Genomic DNA, 18,651 nt, shown 5'->3' with positions numbered 1-18,651 from the left:
CCACGTGGAACAACACTTTTCCACCTTCGTTCCACAGGTATCCGAGGCCGGCATATTGAACCTCGTATCGCCCTCCCGTAGGCTCAATTCTGTTCCCATGAGCAAGGTTCTGGCCATAGTGAATCAGAAGGGCGGCGTCGGTAAGACGACGACTGCCATCAATCTCTCTGCTGCAATCGCCCTGGAGGGTTTGGAAACCCTGCTGATCGATATTGATCCCCAGGCAAACTCCACCGGTGGCCTCGGTTTCGGTCGGGATGACGAGCGAGCGTCCACCTACGACGTGCTGATGACCGCCGTAACGCCGGACGCCGCCATGCTCACGACCGAGATCGGCACCTTGAAGCTGGTCCCTTCGAGCAAGAACCTGATCGGCGCCACGATTGAGCTTATCCAGCAGGATCGCCGGGAGTTCCGTCTGCGGGATGCCCTGGCGCCTCTGCGGGAGCGCTTCCCGTTTATCCTGCTGGACTGCCCGCCAGCCCTGGATCTGCTGACCCTGAATGCCTTGGTCGCTTCCGATGGCCTGCTGGTTCCGATGCAAGCCGAGTATTTCGCCCTGGAAGGCATCAGCGAACTGATGAGCACTCTGGACCGTGTCTCCCAGGCCTTCAATCCTGGCCTGGCGCTGGAAGGTGTGCTGATGACCATGTATGACGAGCGCACCAATCTGGCGCAGCAGGTCACGGCAAATCTGCAGGAGTTCTTTGGGGACAAGCTGCTGAAGACCACCATTCCCCGCAATGTACGTCTGGCGGAAGCTCCCAGCCATGGAAAGCCGGTAATGGTCTACGACCCGCGGTCACGCGGATCGGATGCCTACCGCGACCTGGCGCTGGAGCTATTGAAGCGCAACAAGATCGAAAGCCCGAAAGCGAAAGAACGCGCCAAGGCAGCGAAGACGGGGCAAGAGTTCAAATTCTGGCCCTACAACAAGTAGTAATTTGCAGAATGGGCCGGGTAGTCCCTGCACGATGGGCCGTAGGCCGGCCGATGAAGTTTTTCTCTGATCTCTGTTTTCTCATCTCAGGAGTCGTTCAACCATGAGTACTGGAGCCAAACGCGCCGCACTGGGGAAAGGTCTGGAAGCCCTGCTTCCCTCCAAGAAGCCGGCCGCCGAACCTGTCGCCCCACCGCCCGCTGCCCCCTCCGTCACCGTCATCGAGGGCAAACCGAAAGAGATTCCGGTCGAAGCGATCGAGCGCAACCCCTACCAGACGCGCACCCGGTTCGACGAGACGGCGCTGGCGGAGCTGAGCGCGTCGATCGCGGAGCTGGGTGTGGCGCAGCCGGTCCTGGTGCGCCCGCTGCCGGGCGGCAAGTTTCAGCTCATCGCCGGTGAACGCCGCTGGCTGGCTTCGCAGCGCGCAGGTAAGACGACCGTTCCGGCCATCATCAAAGAGGTCTCGAACGAGCAGGCGATGGAGATCACCATTGTCGAGAACCTACAGCGCGCCGATCTGAATCCGATGGAGCAGGCCAAGGCCTACCAGCGGTTGTCGAGCGAGTTCGGCCTGACCCAGGAGCAGATGGCCAAGCGCACCGGCAAAGATCGCGCGAGTGTCGCTAACTTCCTTCGTTTGTTGAAGTTACCGGAATCGGTCCAGGCCCGTGTAGAAGTGGGAGAGATCAGCTTCGGGCACGCACGTTCGCTGCTTGCCCTTGAAGACGCTCATCTTATTGAAAAGGCAGCACTTAAGGTTGTACAGATGGGCATGTCCGTACGTGCGACTGAGACGTTTGTACAGAACCAGCTCAATCCGGAACGCAAGCTGGGCAAGGTCGAGACAGTGGAAGAGCCGCCGATCGATCCCAACGTCAAGGAAGCCCAGACAAAGCTGCAGCGGACGCTTGGCTTGAAGGTCCGGATCGAGGACAAGAATGGCAAGGGCAGAGTCGTCATCGAGTACGCCAATGTCGACGACTTCGATCGTTTGCTCGAGGCGCTGGCATGAAGTGGCTGCGCGCGACCGCGCTTGAGTATCGCCTGCGGTACCTGATTCACGCTGTTATCTTCACCGTCGGCTTTACTGCCCCGTGGAATAAAGGCTGGATGAATGTCGGCCGCCAGTCGGTCTGGGTCGAGCTCTCCGGTGGTCTGATGAAAGGCGCCGGCCTCGGCTTCGCCACGGCAACCGAGACTGTCCTGGTGCTGGCCGCGCTGCTGGCCTGCGCTGGAGCCTGGCTGCGGACCTGGGGTACGGCCTACATCGGTGTTGGAGTCGTCGAAGATTCTGGCATGCACGGCGAACGTGTCATCGCCGACGGCCCGTATCGCTATACCCGCAATCCGCTGTACCTGGGCACCATTCTGCATACCCTGGGGATCGCCGTGCTGATGCAGCCGCTGGCGGCATTGCTGGCCGTGGTACTGATTACGGTGTTTCAGTTCCGCCTGATTCTGCGGGAGGAATCGTTCCTCGAAGAACAGCGTGGCCCAGCGTATCTGAGCTATAAGGCGGCCGTGCCGCGGTTACTCCCCAGCCTGCAGCCGCGAGTTCCTGCAGGCGGCCTAAAGCCCGCATGGGGGCAGGCGATTCTGGGCGAGATCTACTTCCTCGGGGTTGCGGCCAGTTTTCTTCTGCTGGGCTGGCAATGGGATGCATGGTTGATTCTGCGCGGCATCATCATCTCGTGGGGCGCGGCTTTGGTGGCGCGGGCGTTCACCAAGTAGTTGTTGGTGTACCAGCAAGATTAACCACAGAGCTGGGTGCCCCATCCATTGCAACGCAATGGGTGGGATAACTCTTGCTGGCTTGGTGGCTGTGAGACTTCAGGCCTTAACAAGAGAATAGATTGTCCGGTAATGCTTCTGCAGCGACCTGCCTGAGAGCCCTGTTATTGCGAATGGCAAGTAAAGGCGATTCGAGCTTCGCCCGAACATCCCACCCATTGCGATGCAATGGACGGGGCACCCAGTTCTAGGGCTAACTTGGCGATATAGAGCAATTCTCCTAATACTGTGGTGTTGGAGAAATCTGCGAATGCCGTTTTCTTCGAAGGAAAACGGCGCAAACTGCAAACGCTTCGCTCTACACCTTTAGGAGAACTGCTCTAGCCTCAGAAAACCGGTCGCTCGACGCGCAATACCCCGCGCTAGGCCCCCATCGAACAAGTTCGCCGTTGCCCCATTCTTTCGTCTTTCAACGAAAGAATAGGGCAACGAAGATCATTTCCGCCTTCAGCGTGTGAAGAGCTGCTAGCGGACGACGCGGAGCTGCGGAATGCCGGATGGCATGGACGGGCGGCGGCCGGCGCGCTTGTAGCTGATTGCGCCGATGACGATGGCGCCGAGCATCAGCGGCAGACCGGCGATAAGAAAGAAGACGAAGAAGGCAAGAAACTCAAGAACGCGTGGGCGCTCCAGCGTGGAGCGCATCGTGGTGGCGTGCATGCCCAGAGCGAGCAGCGTATTCAGAGCGAAGTAGGCGAAGACGAAAATGGTCATGATGATGGCTCAATCCGCTCATCGGCCTTCGTTTGGGGAACTTGATAGCAATTTACGCGTGTACGTGCCCAAGGTACCGTTACCTTTGGGGGAAGAGAGATGGATACACCCAAACTACGCCGTGGCCTTGACCTCGTGTTGTTGACCGCTGACTTCGCCGGTACGCTCTTGTTTGCCATGGAGGGCGCCTTGGCGGGTATTCGCGCTGCTATGGACCTTTTCGGCATTTTGGTGCTGGCCTTTACTACTGCTGTTGGTGGCGGCATCGTCCGCGACCTGCTGATCGGGGCTACGCCGCCCGCATCGATCAAAGACTGGCGATATGGAGCCATCGCCTTTACCGGCGGCATGCTGGCATTTGTCTTTCATGGAACAATCGCGCAGCAAGCGAGCTCGGTCCTGACTACAGCTTTGGATGCAGCCGGGCTCTCGCTGTTTGCCATCGCAGGCGCGACCAAAGCGCTGGAATTCGGCATGCATCCGATGATGGCGGTGTTGCTGGGCACAATTACCGGCTGTGGCGGGGGAACGATCCGCGACATCTTTCTGAACACAGTCCCGGGAGTACTTCGGACTGACATCTATGCCTCGGCGGCGCTGCTGGGTGCAGCGGTGATGGTGATTTCGGTGCGGGCGCTGCGACTGCATCCCAGCCTGGCGGCACTGGCCGGCGGCATCTCCTGCTTCGTTCTGCGCATGTTGAGCGTGTGGCGGGGATGGAGCTTACCGAAGGTTGGAGCCTGAGGGGGAGCGATGTCTGCAAACGAACAAAAGAGGCCGTTGGCGCTGGTGACCGGTGCAAGCAGCGGCATTGGATGGGAGCTGGCACAGGTACTGGCCGCGAACGGCTACGACCTGGTGCTGGTAGCACGGCGGGAAGAGCGGCTCCAGCAACTAGCGGAGATGCTGGCACAGAAGCACGGCGCTGTGACACAGATATTGGCGATCGATCTTTCGCAGCCGGGAGCGGCCGCGCAGATCAAAGCAGAGCTCACGGCACGTGAAGCTGAGATCGATGTCCTGGTGAACAATGCCGGCTTCAGTCACCACGGACCGGTGACACAAGTTCCGGTCGATCGACTGCACGCGATCGTGCAGGTCAATATCGTGGCACTGATGGAGCTGACGCGGATGATCGCACCCTGCATGATGGCGCAAGGGCATGGACGCATCCTGAATGTGAGTTCAGTCGTAGGCTTCACGCCGACTCCATTCGCCACCGTGTATGCAGCGACGAAAGCATTTGTGACGAGCTTCAGTGAGGCCTTGGCGGAGGAACTGTCGGGGACCGGTGTCACGGTTACTGCGTTATGTCCGGGAACAACGAAGACGGAGTTTGCGGAGGCAGCGGGCATGACGAAGACGATTGCCTTCCGCAGCGGCGCCATGGCCGCGAAGGAGGTCGCTGAGATCGGCTATGCCGGCATGATGCGCGGACAGAGGCTTGTAATCGCGGGCCGGATGAACAGGTGGATGGTCTTTGGGGTTCGGTTTGCGCCGAGGAAGCTGGTGGCGAAGATCGCGAAGAAGATCATGGCACAAGAAGAAGTTGAAAGTTAAAAGTTGAAGACGTACGGCATGGGTACCGTCAGAATCCTGCGCACACCCTGACGACACCAACGCTTAGAGACATCAAAACGTGAAGGCGAAGCCCATGGTGGCGCGCTGTTGGAAGAACATGCTGTCGGGTGGGCCGTTGAGGACGAGGACTTCGTAGTCGTCCGGAAGGGTATCGGGAACAAAGCTTTCGTAGGAGTCGCGGATGATGCGAGGGTTGCGGGACCAGGTCTCGCGCCAGTCCATGCGCATGGTGAAGCGAGGCGTCACGCGGTATTTGATGCCGGCGCCGTATTGGAGTCCGGGCTGGAAGATGCCTCCGCCGTCGAGTGGGGGTGTGTTGCCGAAGTCGAAGGCAGCTTTGAAGAGTCCGAGGTTCTTGAGTCCAAGCGTGTAATACGACGAGGGCCGCTTCAACGGGGCATCCCCAAGTGCGATCAACTGCAGCACAGGACCGGCAGCGACGTAAGGACGCCAGCGTGAGCTGGGCGGGCGGAAGTGCACCAGCGAGTTGTACTCGAACTGGCGGGTCGTCAGTCCGACGGTTGCGGCGGCCTGGTTGAAGTCAGAATCACTGATCGGCGTGTCCCCTGCGGGGATGGTGATAGCGAAGGCGCCAAGACGGTATTTGCCCTGCTGGCGGAAGTAGCTGAACTCATTCGAGACCCACTTCCAGGTATTCACCGTGACGGAAAAGCCTGCGGTCCAGCCGTCGCCAACTTCATCGAAGAGACCTGCAATATAGAGCGGATCGGTATCCTTGCCGGGAACCAGAAGAACGATGTCGGCTTCCAGAGCCTCGTGCCGGAACCGGGTATAACCTCCGTGGAATGCGATCTCGTACTTCGGCGGAGCCCAGCGGTTACGGGCAAGCGTGGTATCGCGCTCCATCACCCGCTTTGCCGGGTGGCTCTGCGGACGTCCGATATTGTCAGAGCTTTCTTCGTCGCCGGCGTCGGAGGCCTCAGTGCGATACCAGCTTCCGAGGTTCGCGGGAGCATCGTGTTCCGAGAAGAGAGTGAACCCTTTGCGGCTATAGTCGATGCCCTGATAGATGAGATTGCTGCGATAGAGCTGGCTGCGTAGGGTGAGCACGGTGTTGCGCACACTGCGCTCGAACTTGTTCGGCCGCGGAGCCGGTGTCGGTGTGGTGATGACCGGAGCGTTGCAATCGTTCAGGCGAAGCACGGCAACATCGCCGTCGGTACGAAGACGATCGCCGGTGGAGTTGTAGGCATCGCGCGGAACCCAGGGCCGGGGCACCATCTGCAGCGCATCGACGCAGCGAGTGAAGATCAGGTCATTGACCACCTTCTCGCGTTCATTGTCGATGTACTGATCGATGACGTGGATGAAAGTGCGCTTCTTACGCGAGAAGGCGATACCCGTGTCCTGCGTTGTCGAGGCTGTGAGCACCGTCTTTCCATCGAAGGTCTTACCGGTGGCGAAGACGCGCAGGTGATGCCGCGCATTGAAGGTGTTGGTGGTCTTGGTGAGCGTGGTGATGGGCTCCTGATGGTCGAGCAGCAGCGTCGACATGGGAGCTTCGTTGTAGGTCTGGGTGCCGCTGATGCTGCGCAGCGTGGAGAAGGTTGAAGCGGCGGTCAGTGAGTCAGTCGTCACCCAACCGGATGCAACGAAGGCGCGCCTGAGAGCCTCAGGCGAACCGAGAAAGACGATGCTGGTGAGATCCGACGGATGATCGCCGACCTGGGTGGTGGTGCGGAAGGGAAGCGCCTGCAGGAACGGTGAGAGCTCTGCCTGGAGGGAGGTGACCTCGCGCGCGGTGGTGCGCGGGTAAGTCGTCGTAGCAAGCAGCGGCAGGTTGAGCGCGCCGATCATCTCGGTGCCGGCGGGGTAGAGAATCTCACTCTCAGCAAAGCCGAGGACAGCGATGGAGTCGGCGGTGAGAGCGACGTAGGCGATGGGATCGACCTGCGCAAGACCGGTGATCTGGCCCTCAGCAGAGTGACCCAGAGTGGCGGTGGCGCGCTGACCTTTGATGGTTCCGGCAGCGTCCACGGTCTCGCGTGCATTCTCCACCTGCACGACACGCACATCGACGGGAAGTGTGGGGCCGTTGGGAACCTCTGCCTGCTCGAAGTGCAGGGTGACGGCGGCAGACTCGTGACCGAAGCCGTAGTGCACGCCACGTACCTTCACGATATGTCCGGTGAAGTGAGTGTTCTGCGGAAGATAGATGTGGCCGTCGACGACGGCGGGAAGGATGAGAGCGGCCTCCACCGGCTCTCCGGCTTTGTCCGTGCGCGAGTTCAAGGGCTGCAGCAGGCGAAGCGTCAGTCGCGTCTCCGCGGGAACGCCAGTCTGTTGCTGAAGCGAGGAACGGAGGATCGTGTCCGTGCGCGAACCAGAGTGAATGAAGAGATCCTCGCCGTCTGTAAGCCACGTGGCCGATTCCGCCCTGCCGTTACGGACGACCACGGCGCGGCCATCCGGAAGCAGCTGCAGGGTCTCGCCACCAGCAAGGAAGATACGGTGGAAGAGATCTTCGCCAAGAGCGGTGCGCCGTGGAATCTCTTTGGCCGTGCTGCTGCCCGCGGGAATATAACGAAGGACATCGTTGGTGAGAGTGGGGCGTGTTGCGCCGATCAGGCGCGTGTGAATCGCGGTGGTGTCCGCCACGTAGACCGCTGGTTGTCCGTTCTGGCTGCCTTTGAGCAGGAAGATGGAGGGCTCATCGCCGTTCTGCACTTCGAGGAACTCGGGACTGTCGAGGGGAAGGTCGCCGAGGGTATGGCGTTCGCCGGAATCGAGATCGAAGATGCGGAGCTGGGGCTGCGGACGTCCCTTCTCGGGAGGAGCGATGACGATGACCGAATGCGCCTGCTCGGCCAGCCAGGCATGCGTAGCGCGCCGGGTGACGAGCTGCGGCTTGGGCTTGCCATCGATGTGCGCTACCGCGCTTCCGAAGGTATGGCCGGGTTTGATGAGGACGTCAACGGAGCTCGCCGTCGGCTGTTGCGCTGTGAGTGCGCAGGCAAAGGCAGAGAGAGCGAGAGCTGCAATGGGACGAGTCATCGGGGGTCGTACCACTGTAACCCGGGTTATGTTTGCGAGACGACAGTTTAGGGAGAGTTAAAAGTTGAAAGTTAAAAGTTGAAGCGTTAAGACTGAAGCGGAGTTGAGAGGAATACTCGGCCTTTGCATAAATGCGGTCGCGCGTAGCGCGATACCCCACGCTAAACCCCAACGAACAAGTTCGCCGGGGACCCCACCCTTTCGCTGCGCGAAAGAATGGCGCAACGAGGATATTGGCGCTTTAGGCTTCGCTTGTTGAGCGGCTAGTGAGTCGACGTAGAGCACTCTCGAGCGTCGTGGTGCCGCGGCGAGGTGTGGCTTCGAAGCGGATCCAACCTTCGTTGAAGCCGTCGAGCATGCTCATGCGAGGCTCGGGATGCTGCATGCCTGCGGCGCGGAACTCGGCTTCCCATCTCTCGCGGGGAATCGCCTGAGCGTGGACCTCGCGGTCAAAGATACGACCGAGGGTGGATGCGATCTCTGCGGGTGTCACGTCCTGAGGACCGGTGAGTTCAACGATGCCGGTTGTGCTGTCCTTCCCGGTAATCAGGTCAGACGCAGTCGCAGCGATATCGTCGACGGCGACCATGGCCACAGGCTTGTCGAGAGGCTGCAAGTGCGAGGCGAAGTCACCCTTCTCGCGGGCGTCCGCAAGAAGCCACCGAGTGTTCTCGATGAACCAGGTGGGGCGCAGGAAGACAACACGGAGGTTGAGGGCGCGCAACGCCTGTTCCCAATGGTGAAGCTGGACGAGCAGGTTATCGCGATCGACCTGTCCACCAATGGTCGAAAGTGCGACGACCCTGCCAGGCTTCGCAGCCTCTAAAGCATCGCGGACCGATGTAGTGGCGGCGGTGGACTCGGGATATCCGGGCGCTGGATCGAAGACTGGTGGAAGCATCACGAAGACAGCTTCAGTATCGGCGAATGCACGCGTAAGTGCTGCGGTATCGTCCGTGGATGCGATAGCGACCTCCGCCCCGGCGCGTTTCCACGTTTCACCTTTGTCAGCGCTGCGAACCACCACGCGTACCTTTTTGCCCTCGCCTAATAGCTTGCGGGCGATTGCTCCGCCTACCTGTCCTGTCACTCCCATGATTGCAATCATTGCTGTCTCCTCCTGTAATCGATCTGCAGATAGGACGCGGCCCTGTCCGGAAATGATCGTGATATTTGTGCATGGAAGACATGACATACTGTCATGCATCCGATGAACTTCGATGAACGGACATTGAACGGGATGGGGGTACTGGCTGCAGTGGTGCGCAGCCGGAGCTTCGCTGCAGCCGGAAAAGTGCTGGGCATCTCGCAGTCGGGTGTAAGCCGCGCCATCTCGCGCCTGGAACAACGGGTCGGGGCCCGCTTGCTGGAGCGCACCAGCCGAGCTGTGACTCTCACAGCAGAAGGCCGTCGGCTGCACGAGCAGATTCTTCCGCTGCTGGCGGGCCTGGAAGAAGCAGCCGCATCGATCCAGAGTGATGGTTCGGAAATCTCCGGAAGGTTGCGGGTCAACGCTGACGCGTTGTTTACGCAGTTACTGCTGGGTCCGCGGCTGCGAGAGTTTCTGGAACGATATCCGCGGCTGACACTGGAGCTGGATACCGGCGCGCGGGCAAGAGACCTGGCGGGCGAGGGATACGACCTCGCCATCCGCTTCGGCGATCCTCCAGAGTCGAGCATGATTGCCCGCAGACTGCTGGAGACACGTGTCCTGACGGTCGCCTCTCCGGTTTATCTGAAACGTCATGGGCGCCCGAAGAGTCCGGAGGATCTACGCGAAGGACATGTGCTGATCGACTATCGCGATCCGGAGAGTGGACAACCGTTTGAATGGATCTTCCAACGGGGACGGCGGCAGATCAGCATCGAGACACGCGGACGCCTGATGGTGAATGACGTAGTGACCATGCACGCGGCGTGTCTTTCGGGATATGGAATCGCGCAGGTGCTGGAGTTGGGGATGGAGAAGCATCTGCGTTCGGGGAGAGTGGTAGAACTATTTCCGGATTGGCCGGAGGAGAGATTCCCATTGTTTGCGCTGTACCCATCGAGGAAGCATCTGCCGCAGAGGACGAGGGCGTTTCTGGAATTTGTGGAACAAGTTGCTGGTTCCTAGTTGTGTGAGGCGAGACTCTCGCTGCCCCATTCTTCGCAGCTTTATCGCGAAGGGTGGGGTCCCCGGCGAACTTGTTCGATGGCGCTTAGCGTGGGGTATCGAGCGGAGCGAGACCGTCTCTCCTCTTGGGATGAAATGATCTTCCGAGCAACATTGAGTTTCGTTCGCCACGCTGTAAAGTGAGCTTTCTTTGAAAGACAAAAGCGGTCGCGCATAGCGCGATACCCCACCCTTTGCTTCGCAAAGAATGGGGCAACGAGGGCGTGGGCGGCTCACAACTAGCAACCAGGAACCAGCAACTGCCTTTAAAAGGCGAAGGCCAGGACTTTCGTCCTGGCCTTCGTGTTTCTGTTAGGTCCCGCCTCCGGTGCTCTCCCGCCCGTTTGCGCGGCGTTCTCCTCTCCGCGAAGAACGTTGGTCCGCGTTCCCAGTCGTGGCATGCACGTCGGCTGCAAGGAATTGGACTGCCAGCCGAAGGGCGAGTTGCCAAAACTACTTCTTGGACGGAGCGATAACGTCCTTAGCGGCCTTAGCGACGCGGAACTTAACCACGGTCTTGGCCTTGATCTTGATGGTCTCGCCGGTCTGGGGGTTGCGGCCCAGGCGAGCCTTGCGCTCTGCCTTCACCAGCTTGCCGATTCCGGGAATCGTGAACTCGCCATTCTTCTTGGTCTCCTTGACCGCGGTCTCGGACAGGAGGTCAAAGAAAGCGCCAACCTGCTTGTTCGTCAACTCAAGCTTCTCGGCCAGCGTGCGGATGAGGGCGGTCTTGGTCAGTCCCTTTGCCATTGTGTGTATCTCCTTAGTGCGTTCTACAGAATTCTGGTTGTCAGGATGCTTGCCCGGTCCCACGCACCTTTTAGCAATCGCTAAATCGCCAATGTTTACGCGGGTGGAAAGAACCTACCGCAACTCACACTGAGGCTTTGGCGAACGAAAGTCAAGGCCCAAACTTCAGTTTCCACAGGTTTTTTCCGTGTTTTCTCGGTTTTTGTCGCTTTTTAGGTACCGAAGGGCTTAAAAACGGCGATTTACAGGTGGATTTGGTTCACCACCAGTGGTCCGCTCAAGCTAGAAATCGTACCAGGGAAACGGGCGCACGTCAGGATTGAACGCGCGCCAACACGGCCAGCAGAGCACCAAGATCGGCATCCCCGACATCGCCAACGGCTGTGATCGTGAGTCCATTTGCAGTCGTCGAACGGAGTCGATAGCCATGTCGATCGTTCGAGAGCGGTGCGAGGACATCCTGCTGCATGACAAATACAGAGACGTGGTGCTTGCGTATCAGGAACAGGAGTTGTGCGGCGGGCTGGCCACCGATGTAGGTGAGATCCGCGCCCTGAAGCACCGTCTCCGCGGGCAGATTTACCGGCTCCGGAAGATTGAAGGAATAAGGCAGTTTGCCCTGGAACCAGGGTTTCACGGTGTGTCTGTCTGAAGACAGAACCTGTGGGGCAGAGCTCTCCGGCAGGACAGCCAGGTGCTGATCAAACAGCTCGGCGACGATGGGCGATGGAGTGGACCGAAGCCCGCGCCACTGCAGCACCGAGACGGTAAGCAGAATCAGCGCTGCGAGCGCGGCCCAGGTATACATCCGCATGGGAATCGTGCGAGCGACAGACGTGCGCCCTCGCGTCGTAGCTACGAGGCGGGCTCGCATCTCCGGCGAGAGCGTATAGCGTTGCGCTGCACGCGCCGTTGCGGCCTTGAGCTGTGTGGCGGAGAGAACAGCGAGCGCGCAGGCGTGGCACGCAGCAAGATGTTGCTGTGTGGCTGCGATCTCCTGTGCCGCAAGCTCATGATCGACAAGCGCGGCGATGGTCGCGGGGGTGAGATGATCGTCGCTCATCGAGAACCTCCAAATCGCGGCTGAAGAATTTTGCGCACTGCCTGCCGGGCACGCGAGAGACGCGACATCACGGTGCCAGTAGGGATATCGAGGATGCCGGCAATCTCCTTGTAGGAGAGTTCTTCCAGATCGCAGAGCAACAACGCCTCGCGCAGCAGAGGCGAGAGCTGCGCTAAGGCATCCTGCACCAGCGCGATATTGTCGAGACGGATAAGCTCCTGCTCCGGTGTAAGGCCCGGGCTTGGCGGATCGAAGGCCTCTTCCTGGTCTTCGAGAAATACAGTGCGCGACTCTGCAATGGCCGTACGCGAGTTCAGAAAGGCATTGCGCTGGATGCGGAAGATCCATGCCTTGAAGTTGGTTCCCTGCTGAAAGCTGTCGAAGGCGCGCAGAGCCTTGGACAGCGTCTCCTGTACGAGGTCTTCAGCCTCAGCCTCATCGCGGCAAAGCCAGCGGGCATGGTTGTACAGGCTTGCAAGCTGTGGCAGAGCGAGATCTTCAAATCCCGCACGCGCGCGCCTGCCGAAGTCCATGGCGATGATCTTAGACGAACTCGCATTCGCCGACCCACTCCCGCCTGCTCCGAAGATAGGCGGAGGCGAACCGCGACGAAGGAAGGTTGCGAAGGCCATCGACTGTTTAACCAGCGAACAGCTTTTTTATTCCCTCGGGTTTTTCGTGGAATAATCCGGGCTCCGCGCGGTTCTCTGCCATGGAGGGAAGACCAATGGCAGAGAACAAAACGCAGGATGAGAACAGGCAAGCCGGAGACGGAATCGACCGCCGGCAGTTTCTGGAGTGCATGGCTTGGGCCGGAACCGGACTGCTATGGACGATGGCTGGAGGCGTGCCAACGGCGAAGCTGCTGGCACAGGGAACAAAACAACGGGTGACAGGGCACGAAGGCTTCTCGTTCGTGCAGATCAGCGATTCGCATATCGGCTTCAACAAGGGAGCGAATCCGGATGTCACAGGAACATTGCAGACCGCGATTGAGCGGGCAAAGACACCGGGCGGAGCCGCACCGGAGTTTCTGCTGCACACCGGCGACATTACGCAGAACTCAACGCCGGCGGAGTTCGACACCGCGGCGCAGATCGTGAAGGGCTTTGGGAAAGAGGTCTTTTACGTTCCGGGAGAGCATGACTTCATCGACGACGGCGAACAGTACAAGCAGCGCTTTGGCAAAGGGACACACGGCACCGGCTGGTACAGCTTCGATCACAAAGGCGTGCGTTTCCTTGGGCTGAACAACTGCGTTCAGGTTGATGCGATGGGTAACCTCGGCGCCGAGCAGCTTGCGTGGATGAAGACGGAGCTGAGCGGATTGAGTGCGTCGACCCCGATCGTCGTCTTCGCGCATATCCCGCTGTGGATGGTGTACGAGCAGTGGGGCTGGGGCACGAAGGATGGAGAGCAGGCTCTCGCCCTGTTGAAGCGCTTCGGATCGGTGACGGTGCTGAACGGGCATATCCACCAGGTGGTGCAGAAGGTGGAAGGAAATGTGACCTTCCATACGGCACGCGCGACGGCCTTTCCGCAGCCAGCGCCGGGAGCGGCGCCGAATCCCGGACCGATGGTGGTGCCGGCAGGCAAGCTCCGGTCCGCTCTTGGCGTGACGCATGTCAAGGTTGCGCGCGGGCAGAGCCATCTGGCGGTTGTGGACCACACACTGGCGGAGCAGGCATGAACGCGATGAAGCTTGCCGTGGGCGTGCTGCTATGCAGCGCGGTCTCGATCGCGGCAGGAAGCTGGCATCCCTGGGGTGATCTGCATACGGTCCCTCCCTCAGACCGCAGCACATTGCTGCAAGGGGCGGGCCTCCCGGCACAGGCGCGTGCGGTGCTTCTCACCAAGTGCGCCGACTGTCATTCAGAGACGACGGCGTGGCCTGCCTATGCACGGTTAGCTCCGGGAAGCTGGCTGATTGAGCGTGACGTCGCGGAAGGGCGACGTCACCTCGATCTCTCCCAGTGGCCGCAGCTCTCTGCCGACCGGCAGGAGGTATTGAAGCAGCAGATTGTGCAGCAGGCGAAGCGAGGATCGATGCCGCCGATGCAGTATCGCTGGCTGCATCCCGGGGCGGCGCTGACGAAGGATGAGGTCGCAGCGTTGACGAGCCTGCTGCCAGCAGATGCAGGTGGCAGCGATGCAGGGGATGCGCTGCGCGGCAAAGCGCTGTTCGAGCGGCGATGCACTGGATGTCATGCGCTGGATAGCAACCGTGAAGGACCGCGGTTGCGGGGTGTCTTTGGACGGCAGGCAGGGAGTGCCACGGGCTTCACGTATTCGTCTGCGTTGCGCGACAGGCATGTTGCCTGGGACAGCGCGGGACTGGAGCGGTGGCTGCGCGATCCGGATGAACTGGTGCCGGGGAACAATATGGACTTCAGTGTTCCGAAGAGTCAGGAGAGGGTGGATATTGTGGCGTTTTTGGCCTCACTGAGGTGAGGCAGGTTGAAAGTTAAAAGTTGAAGACGTACTGCATGGGTGGGCCACTCGATTCGGTGGCTGCATAAAAGCAGGTCCTTCGCTAATCACCCCAGCGAACAAGTTCGCTGGGGACCCCGAACGCTCAGGATGACAAACAAGAAGACGGTTCGCGCACAGCGCGAATACCCAGGTCCCAGAAGCGGGACCCGGGGCACCCGGCGTTGTGCATGCGTTAGAGACCGAAGAGTGGTTTGCGCTTCTGAGGTAGCAGAGGTGTGTTGATCAGTGTGACCAGAGGCGCGATGGCTTTCAAGCGTTTGGCGATCTCTTTGCCTACCGCGGGCGTGAGGGCAGTATCTGCCGGCAGCGTGACGGACCGGCCCCACTGCTTGTTGCGGATCAGATCGATCGCTGGATGATCGGCTGGAAAGCCTTTCGGAGGACGTGTGAGCGAGGTTGCCTCGTCGTGCGGAAAGAGCTTTACCAGCGGCTTCGCCGTGTAGAGCTTGCGCATCTCCACGTGATGATCGAGCAGGTACCGGCGGACTGCGAGCAGTTGCTCTGGCTGCGGCATATAGCAGCCGGCGGCGATCAGCAGTTCTTTGCCGGAGAGATGGAAGTAGAAACCGGCGCCTGAGGTCTTTTCGAGGCCCGTGCGCACCCACCATGCGCCGATGTGCTCCTTGTAGGGCCGCTTGTCGTTGGAGAAACGGGTGTCTCGGTAGATGCGGAAGAGGATCTTCTGCGGAGGACGCACGTGATCGGGAGCGAAGTCTTCCATGGCGTGCGTGATCTCAGAGATCAGCCCCAGCATGGGAGCCTTCAGCTCGCGCTCAAAGATCTCTTTGCGTGGTTGGAACCAGTCACGGTCGTTATTGCGCTTGAGGTCGCGCAGGAACTTCAGGGCTGCAGGGGTAAAGTGTGTTGCCATGGCGTGCTGTGAGCGTTACTCCCATCCACTGAGCACCAGCTTACCGCGCACCTTGCCGGTAGCGATGCGTTCGTGCGCAGAGCGCAGATTCGCGGAGTCGATGATGCCGAGATTCTCGCCGGCGGTGGTGCGGATGACGCCGGAGTCTACCATGGTGGCGACCTGTTGGAGAAGCTGGCTCTGCTGTTCGATATCTGCGGTCTGGAACATGGAGCGCGCGAACATGTACTCCCAATGCAGAGAGCCGGCTTTGCGCTTGAGCAGCTTGACGTCGATAGATGCGGGATCGTCGATAAGCCCCAGATGACCCTGCGGCGCGAGCACCTCGGCGAGCTGCGGGAAGTGATCCTGCGTATTGGTAAGGCTGGCGATCAGGTCGGGCTGGCGGCCGTTGAGCTGCGGCGGCAGCGGTTGGGAGTGGTCGATCACGTCATGGACTCCCAGTTCCTCAACCCAGGCCTTCGTCTCGGGGCGGGAGGCGGTGCCGATGATGTGGAGGCCGGTCAATTGACGGGCGAGCTGGACCAGGATGGAGCCGACTCCGCCGGCGGCGCCGACGATCAGGAGCAACCGCGTGTCGTCCTTGCGTCCGGGAACGACGCCAAGCCGGTCGAAGAGCAGCTCCCAGGCCGTAATGGCGGTAAGGGGAAGGGCGGCGGCGTGGTCAAAATCCAGCGACTTCGGCTTGGCGGCCACAATGCGTTCGTCGACGAGGTGGAGCTGGGCGTTGGTGCCCTGGCGCAGCAGGGTACCGGAGTAGAAGACCTCGTCGCCGGCACGGAAGCCTTTGACCTCGGGGCCAGCCGCCTTCACCACACCGGCGGCGTCGTAGCCGAGGACGCGGTAGGGCTGACCGTCAACGGGACCGGCATTCTGGCGAACCTTCATGTCGACAGGGTTAACGGAGACGGCCTTGACCTCGACCAGAAGGTCGCGGCCGGCAGCGACGGGATCCGGGAGGGTGATGTCCTGGAGAACGTCGGGAGGTCCGGGCTGGGTATATCCAATGGCGCGCATCGTATCCCTTTGAGACTCAGATGCCGATAAGGGGTCTGAAGCATCTGATTTATAGATCGAGGTTAGATCATGATTCGCACCTGTCACCATTGCGGGCAGAAGAACCGGATTCCGTCCAAGCATCTGGCGGACATCGGCCGGTGTGGCAAGTGCAAGTCTCCGCTGCCGCCGGTCGCAGCACCGATCAGCGTGGATGCAACCGAGTTCGATGAGATTCTGCGGGAGTCTCCGGTGCCGGTGCTGGTGGATTTCTGGGCAGACTGGTGCGGCCCCTGCCGGATGGCGGCTCCATACGTCGCCGAGGTGGCCAGCGCCATGGCGGGAGAGGCGGTGGTGTTGAAGGTGGATACCGAGGCAAATCCGCAGTTGAGCGCGCGCTACCAGGTACGCGGGATTCCGAACTTCATCGTCTTCCGTAATGGGCGGGTAGTGGCACAACAGGCGGGTGTAGTGCCGGCGGAACAGATGATGCAGTGGATCAGGGCAGCTAAAAACAGTTAAAAGTTGAAAGTTAAAAGTTGAAGAGGTACGGCATGGGTTGGGAGAGGGTCTTGCCTGACTCGGGTTGACAGTTGCCCGTGAGTTGGATCTGACGAAAAGGTGATGGAGTTATCCCAAAGGTTGTTGGAATCTTTTCGAGTCGGCGGAGTAAGAATATGGGCATGCGTGCCCTGGTTGGTTTGATTGCTTGTCTCCTCTCCGCCTGTGCCTGGGCGCAGGATGTGTGCCGCCAGATCGGCGCTGACGATTGCCGCGATTCGATTGCATTCCTGCATGAGTTCCGGGCGGCGCTGGAAAAGGACGACAAGGTGGCGGTTGCTTTGATGCTGGACTACCCGGTGCGCGCCACCATCAAGGGCAAGTCAAAGCTGGTCTCGCGGCAGGGACTACTCGAACATTTTGACGAGATCTTCGACCCAGCGACGCGATGCGCCATTCTGAAGTCGGAGGACAAGGATCTCTTCCACAACTGGCAGGGGTACATGATCGCCGACGGCCGCATCTGGTGGGACAAACGCGCTCCGAAGGGAACACCAAAGGTAAAGCTGGCCGATGCGGAGTTCGTGCGGATGCTTCCGTTCCATGTCATCACCATCAACAATGGTGGACCTACGACGGTGGCCGCCTGCGGCGGGAAGTAGGGTGGGAAAGCATCCATCCGAAAACTGTGGGTAGAGAAGCAGATTTCTCCGCTTCCTTCCGGTCGATCCACTCCAACGAACAAAATTCGTTGGGGACCCCGGGCGCGCTACGAAATGACAAACAAAAAATCTGAGGTATTCTCAAGACCGCTGAGGTTCTTCTATGGACACTGCTGCCACCCTTCTGCTTTTTGTCGCGTTTGTGATCGGTATTGTGCTGCTGGTCACGATTCTCAAAACGCTCTACACGGTACGCACCTATACCGCAGGCGTGGTAGAGCGCTTCGGTAAGTTTCATCGCATTACCAAGCCCGGCCTGCATCTCCTGATTCCATATGCTGAGCGGGTCTTCTTTGTGGACCTGCAGGTGCAGCAGGCGCAGTTCTCGGTCGAGACCAAGACCCGCGACAACGTCTTTGTGCAGATTCCTGTAAGCGTGCAGTACCAGGTGCTGGAAGAGCGCCTCTTCGACGCCTTCTACAAACTGAGCAAGCCACAGAAGCAGATCGAGTCATTCGTCTTCAACTCGATCCTCGGACACGTGCCAAAGCTGACGCTGGATGAGACCTTCGAACAGCAGAGCGGCATCTCCGTGGGAGTGAAGAGCGAGCTGGACTCGATCATGAATGGCTTCGGCTTCATCATTCTGACCGCTCTGGTGACCGACATCGTTCCGGATGTGAAGGTAAAGACGGCGATGAACGATATCAACGCCGCACAGCGTGCCCAGGTCGCGGCACAGGCTCGCGGCGAGGCAGAAAAGGTGTTGAAGGTGAAGCAGGCGGAGGCAGAGGCACAGTCGAAGGCCCTGCAGGGGCAGGGCATTGCCGCCGAGCGCCAGGCGATCATCGATGGTCTGCGCAGCTCCATCGAACACTTCCGTGAAGCGGTTCCGGGAACGACCGCCGAAGATGTCATGGCGCTGGTGCTGGTAACGCAGTACTTCGATACGCTGAAGGATATCGGTCTGCGCAGCGGGACGAATACGCTGTTCCTGCCAAATAATCCCGGTGCGGCCAACGACTTCCTGCAGCAGATCGTTGCAGGGTTGCGTGCGGGCCGTGTTCCCGATGTCAGCGGCACTACAAACGCGGCACAGCCGAACAAGTAGGATTT

19 protein-coding genes are annotated in these 18,651 nt (G+C 59.9%); 11 read left to right on the top strand and 8 right to left on the bottom strand.

Going from position 1 to position 18,651, the window contains the following annotated elements; translation table 11 throughout:
* The first annotated feature begins 97 nt into the window (after positions 1 to 97).
* The 3 genes from AB4Y89_RS19000 (at position 98) to AB4Y89_RS18990 (ending at position 2,674) form a co-directional block, all read left to right on the top strand.
* A complete protein-coding gene (locus tag AB4Y89_RS19000; protein WP_442302518.1) occupies positions 98 to 940 on the top strand; it encodes a ParA family protein in 843 nt (280 codons plus the stop codon).
* Positions 941 to 1,043: 103 nt separating this feature from the next.
* Positions 1,044 to 1,955: a ParB/RepB/Spo0J family partition protein gene (locus tag AB4Y89_RS18995; RefSeq protein ID WP_442302517.1), complete on the top strand. Its 912-nt coding sequence runs from the start codon at positions 1,044 to 1,046 to the stop codon at positions 1,953 to 1,955.
* Entirely contained in the window at positions 1,952 to 2,674 is a 723-nt protein-coding gene (locus tag AB4Y89_RS18990; protein WP_442302516.1) for a methyltransferase family protein, read from the top strand. Before AB4Y89_RS18995 ends, AB4Y89_RS18990 begins: the two co-directional genes overlap by 4 nt.
* A 525-nt stretch (positions 2,675 to 3,199) precedes the next feature.
* Here the strand turns inward: AB4Y89_RS18990 and AB4Y89_RS18985 are convergent.
* Positions 3,200 to 3,448, bottom strand: a complete 249-nt coding sequence (locus AB4Y89_RS18985; RefSeq protein ID WP_442302515.1) for a hypothetical protein — start codon at positions 3,446 to 3,448, stop codon at positions 3,200 to 3,202.
* A gap of 99 nt (positions 3,449 to 3,547) precedes the next feature.
* Here AB4Y89_RS18985 and AB4Y89_RS18980 point away from each other — a divergent pair, with 99 nt between their 5' ends.
* Complete coding sequence (locus AB4Y89_RS18980; protein WP_442302514.1) at positions 3,548 to 4,192, top strand: trimeric intracellular cation channel family protein; 645 nt, start codon at positions 3,548 to 3,550, stop codon at positions 4,190 to 4,192.
* A gap of 9 nt (positions 4,193 to 4,201) precedes the next feature.
* On the top strand, positions 4,202 to 5,008 hold the full coding sequence (locus AB4Y89_RS18975; RefSeq protein WP_442302513.1) for an SDR family NAD(P)-dependent oxidoreductase: 807 nt from the start codon (positions 4,202 to 4,204) through the stop codon (positions 5,006 to 5,008).
* Positions 5,009 to 5,080: 72 nt separating this feature from the next.
* Here AB4Y89_RS18975 and AB4Y89_RS18970 read toward each other — a convergent pair whose 3' ends face one another.
* Both AB4Y89_RS18970 and AB4Y89_RS18965 read right to left on the bottom strand, forming a co-directional pair.
* Positions 5,081 to 8,044, bottom strand: coding sequence for an LssY C-terminal domain-containing protein (locus tag AB4Y89_RS18970; RefSeq protein WP_442302512.1), 2,964 nt, complete (start codon positions 8,042 to 8,044; stop codon positions 5,081 to 5,083).
* Positions 8,045 to 8,285: 241 nt separating this feature from the next.
* Entirely contained in the window at positions 8,286 to 9,152 is an 867-nt protein-coding gene (locus AB4Y89_RS18965; protein ID WP_442302511.1) for an NmrA family NAD(P)-binding protein, read from the bottom strand.
* Positions 9,153 to 9,245: 93 nt separating this feature from the next.
* On the opposite strand from AB4Y89_RS18965, the gene AB4Y89_RS18960 reads away from it, so the two are divergent.
* Complete coding sequence (locus AB4Y89_RS18960) at positions 9,246 to 10,160, top strand: LysR family transcriptional regulator (protein WP_442302510.1); 915 nt, start codon at positions 9,246 to 9,248, stop codon at positions 10,158 to 10,160.
* 492 nt (positions 10,161 to 10,652) lie between these two features.
* On the opposite strand, the gene AB4Y89_RS18955 is transcribed toward AB4Y89_RS18960, so the two are convergent.
* The 3 genes from AB4Y89_RS18955 to AB4Y89_RS18945 all read right to left on the bottom strand — a co-directional run bounded on the left by AB4Y89_RS18955 (position 10,653) and on the right by AB4Y89_RS18945 (position 12,644).
* A complete protein-coding gene (locus AB4Y89_RS18955; protein ID WP_147646174.1) occupies positions 10,653 to 10,949 on the bottom strand; it encodes an HU family DNA-binding protein in 297 nt (98 codons plus the stop codon).
* 313 nt (positions 10,950 to 11,262) lie between these two features.
* Complete coding sequence (locus AB4Y89_RS18950) at positions 11,263 to 12,012, bottom strand: anti-sigma factor (protein ID WP_442302509.1); 750 nt, start codon at positions 12,010 to 12,012, stop codon at positions 11,263 to 11,265.
* The gene (locus tag AB4Y89_RS18945) at positions 12,009 to 12,644 is read right to left on the bottom strand and encodes an RNA polymerase sigma factor (RefSeq protein ID WP_442302508.1); all 636 of its coding nucleotides are present in this window, start codon (positions 12,642 to 12,644) and stop codon (positions 12,009 to 12,011) included. The genes AB4Y89_RS18950 and AB4Y89_RS18945 overlap by 4 nt, the downstream gene beginning before the upstream one ends.
* Before the next feature lie 95 nt (positions 12,645 to 12,739).
* Here AB4Y89_RS18945 and AB4Y89_RS18940 point away from each other — a divergent pair, with 95 nt between their 5' ends.
* The gene (locus AB4Y89_RS18940; RefSeq protein WP_442302507.1) at positions 12,740 to 13,702 is read left to right on the top strand and encodes a metallophosphoesterase family protein; all 963 of its coding nucleotides are present in this window, start codon (positions 12,740 to 12,742) and stop codon (positions 13,700 to 13,702) included.
* A complete protein-coding gene (locus AB4Y89_RS18935) occupies positions 13,699 to 14,463 on the top strand; it encodes a heme-binding domain-containing protein (RefSeq protein ID WP_442302506.1) in 765 nt (254 codons plus the stop codon). The genes AB4Y89_RS18940 and AB4Y89_RS18935 overlap by 4 nt, the downstream gene beginning before the upstream one ends.
* Before the next feature lie 214 nt (positions 14,464 to 14,677).
* Here AB4Y89_RS18935 and AB4Y89_RS18930 read toward each other — a convergent pair whose 3' ends face one another.
* Together AB4Y89_RS18930 and AB4Y89_RS18925 are read right to left on the bottom strand one after the other, a co-directional pair.
* Positions 14,678 to 15,376 carry a DUF2461 domain-containing protein gene (locus AB4Y89_RS18930; RefSeq protein WP_442302505.1) on the bottom strand — a complete coding sequence of 233 codons (699 nt, stop codon included), beginning with the start codon at positions 15,374 to 15,376 and terminating at the stop codon, positions 14,678 to 14,680.
* Between the two features lie 15 nt (positions 15,377 to 15,391).
* Positions 15,392 to 16,393 (bottom strand): zinc-binding alcohol dehydrogenase family protein, encoded by a 1,002-nt coding sequence (locus AB4Y89_RS18925; protein WP_442302504.1) that lies wholly within the window; start codon positions 16,391 to 16,393, stop codon positions 15,392 to 15,394.
* A gap of 69 nt (positions 16,394 to 16,462) precedes the next feature.
* Here AB4Y89_RS18925 and trxC point away from each other — a divergent pair, with 69 nt between their 5' ends.
* From trxC to AB4Y89_RS18910, 3 genes are all read left to right on the top strand, one after another.
* Positions 16,463 to 16,894 (top strand): thioredoxin TrxC, encoded by a 432-nt coding sequence (trxC, locus tag AB4Y89_RS18920; protein ID WP_442302503.1) that lies wholly within the window; start codon positions 16,463 to 16,465, stop codon positions 16,892 to 16,894.
* 155 nt (positions 16,895 to 17,049) lie between these two features.
* Positions 17,050 to 17,535, top strand: a complete 486-nt coding sequence (locus AB4Y89_RS18915; RefSeq protein WP_442302502.1) for a hypothetical protein — start codon at positions 17,050 to 17,052, stop codon at positions 17,533 to 17,535.
* A gap of 163 nt (positions 17,536 to 17,698) precedes the next feature.
* Positions 17,699 to 18,646, top strand: coding sequence for an SPFH domain-containing protein (locus AB4Y89_RS18910; RefSeq protein WP_442302501.1), 948 nt, complete (start codon positions 17,699 to 17,701; stop codon positions 18,644 to 18,646).
* The last annotated feature ends 5 nt before the right edge of the window (positions 18,647 to 18,651 follow it).

It is taken from the genome of Terriglobus sp. 2YAB30_2 (genome assembly GCF_052114765.1).
Taxonomy (GTDB): Bacteria; Acidobacteriota; Terriglobia; order Terriglobales; family Acidobacteriaceae; genus Terriglobus.
This window is presented reverse-complemented; position numbering and strand designations above follow the sequence as displayed.

Coding starts and splice junctions, on each gene's coding strand:
- AB4Y89_RS18930 (WP_442302505.1), bottom strand. CDS start 15,376: ATGGCAACACACTTTACCCCTGCAGCCCTGAAGTTCCTGCGCGACCTC.
- AB4Y89_RS18985 (WP_442302515.1), bottom strand. CDS start 3,448: ATGACCATTTTCGTCTTCGCCTACTTCGCTCTGAATACGCTGCTCGCT.
- AB4Y89_RS18975 (WP_442302513.1), top strand. CDS start 4,202: ATGTCTGCAAACGAACAAAAGAGGCCGTTGGCGCTGGTGACCGGTGCA.
- AB4Y89_RS18965 (WP_442302511.1), bottom strand. CDS start 9,152: ATGATTGCAATCATGGGAGTGACAGGACAGGTAGGCGGAGCAATCGCC.
- AB4Y89_RS18935 (WP_442302506.1), top strand. CDS start 13,699: ATGAACGCGATGAAGCTTGCCGTGGGCGTGCTGCTATGCAGCGCGGTC.
- AB4Y89_RS18925 (WP_442302504.1), bottom strand. CDS start 16,393: ATGCGCGCCATTGGATATACCCAGCCCGGACCTCCCGACGTTCTCCAG.
- AB4Y89_RS18955 (WP_147646174.1), bottom strand. CDS start 10,949: ATGGCAAAGGGACTGACCAAGACCGCCCTCATCCGCACGCTGGCCGAG.
- AB4Y89_RS18995 (WP_442302517.1), top strand. CDS start 1,044: ATGAGTACTGGAGCCAAACGCGCCGCACTGGGGAAAGGTCTGGAAGCC.
- AB4Y89_RS18945 (WP_442302508.1), bottom strand. CDS start 12,644: ATGGCCTTCGCAACCTTCCTTCGTCGCGGTTCGCCTCCGCCTATCTTC.
- AB4Y89_RS18990 (WP_442302516.1), top strand. CDS start 1,952: ATGAAGTGGCTGCGCGCGACCGCGCTTGAGTATCGCCTGCGGTACCTG.
- AB4Y89_RS18970 (WP_442302512.1), bottom strand. CDS start 8,044: ATGACTCGTCCCATTGCAGCTCTCGCTCTCTCTGCCTTTGCCTGCGCA.
- AB4Y89_RS19000 (WP_442302518.1), top strand. CDS start 98: ATGAGCAAGGTTCTGGCCATAGTGAATCAGAAGGGCGGCGTCGGTAAG.
- AB4Y89_RS18980 (WP_442302514.1), top strand. CDS start 3,548: ATGGATACACCCAAACTACGCCGTGGCCTTGACCTCGTGTTGTTGACC.
- AB4Y89_RS18950 (WP_442302509.1), bottom strand. CDS start 12,012: ATGAGCGACGATCATCTCACCCCCGCGACCATCGCCGCGCTTGTCGAT.
- trxC (WP_442302503.1), top strand. CDS start 16,463: ATGATTCGCACCTGTCACCATTGCGGGCAGAAGAACCGGATTCCGTCC.
- AB4Y89_RS18910 (WP_442302501.1), top strand. CDS start 17,699: ATGGACACTGCTGCCACCCTTCTGCTTTTTGTCGCGTTTGTGATCGGT.
- AB4Y89_RS18960 (WP_442302510.1), top strand. CDS start 9,246: ATGCATCCGATGAACTTCGATGAACGGACATTGAACGGGATGGGGGTA.
- AB4Y89_RS18940 (WP_442302507.1), top strand. CDS start 12,740: ATGGCAGAGAACAAAACGCAGGATGAGAACAGGCAAGCCGGAGACGGA.
- AB4Y89_RS18915 (WP_442302502.1), top strand. CDS start 17,050: ATGGGCATGCGTGCCCTGGTTGGTTTGATTGCTTGTCTCCTCTCCGCC.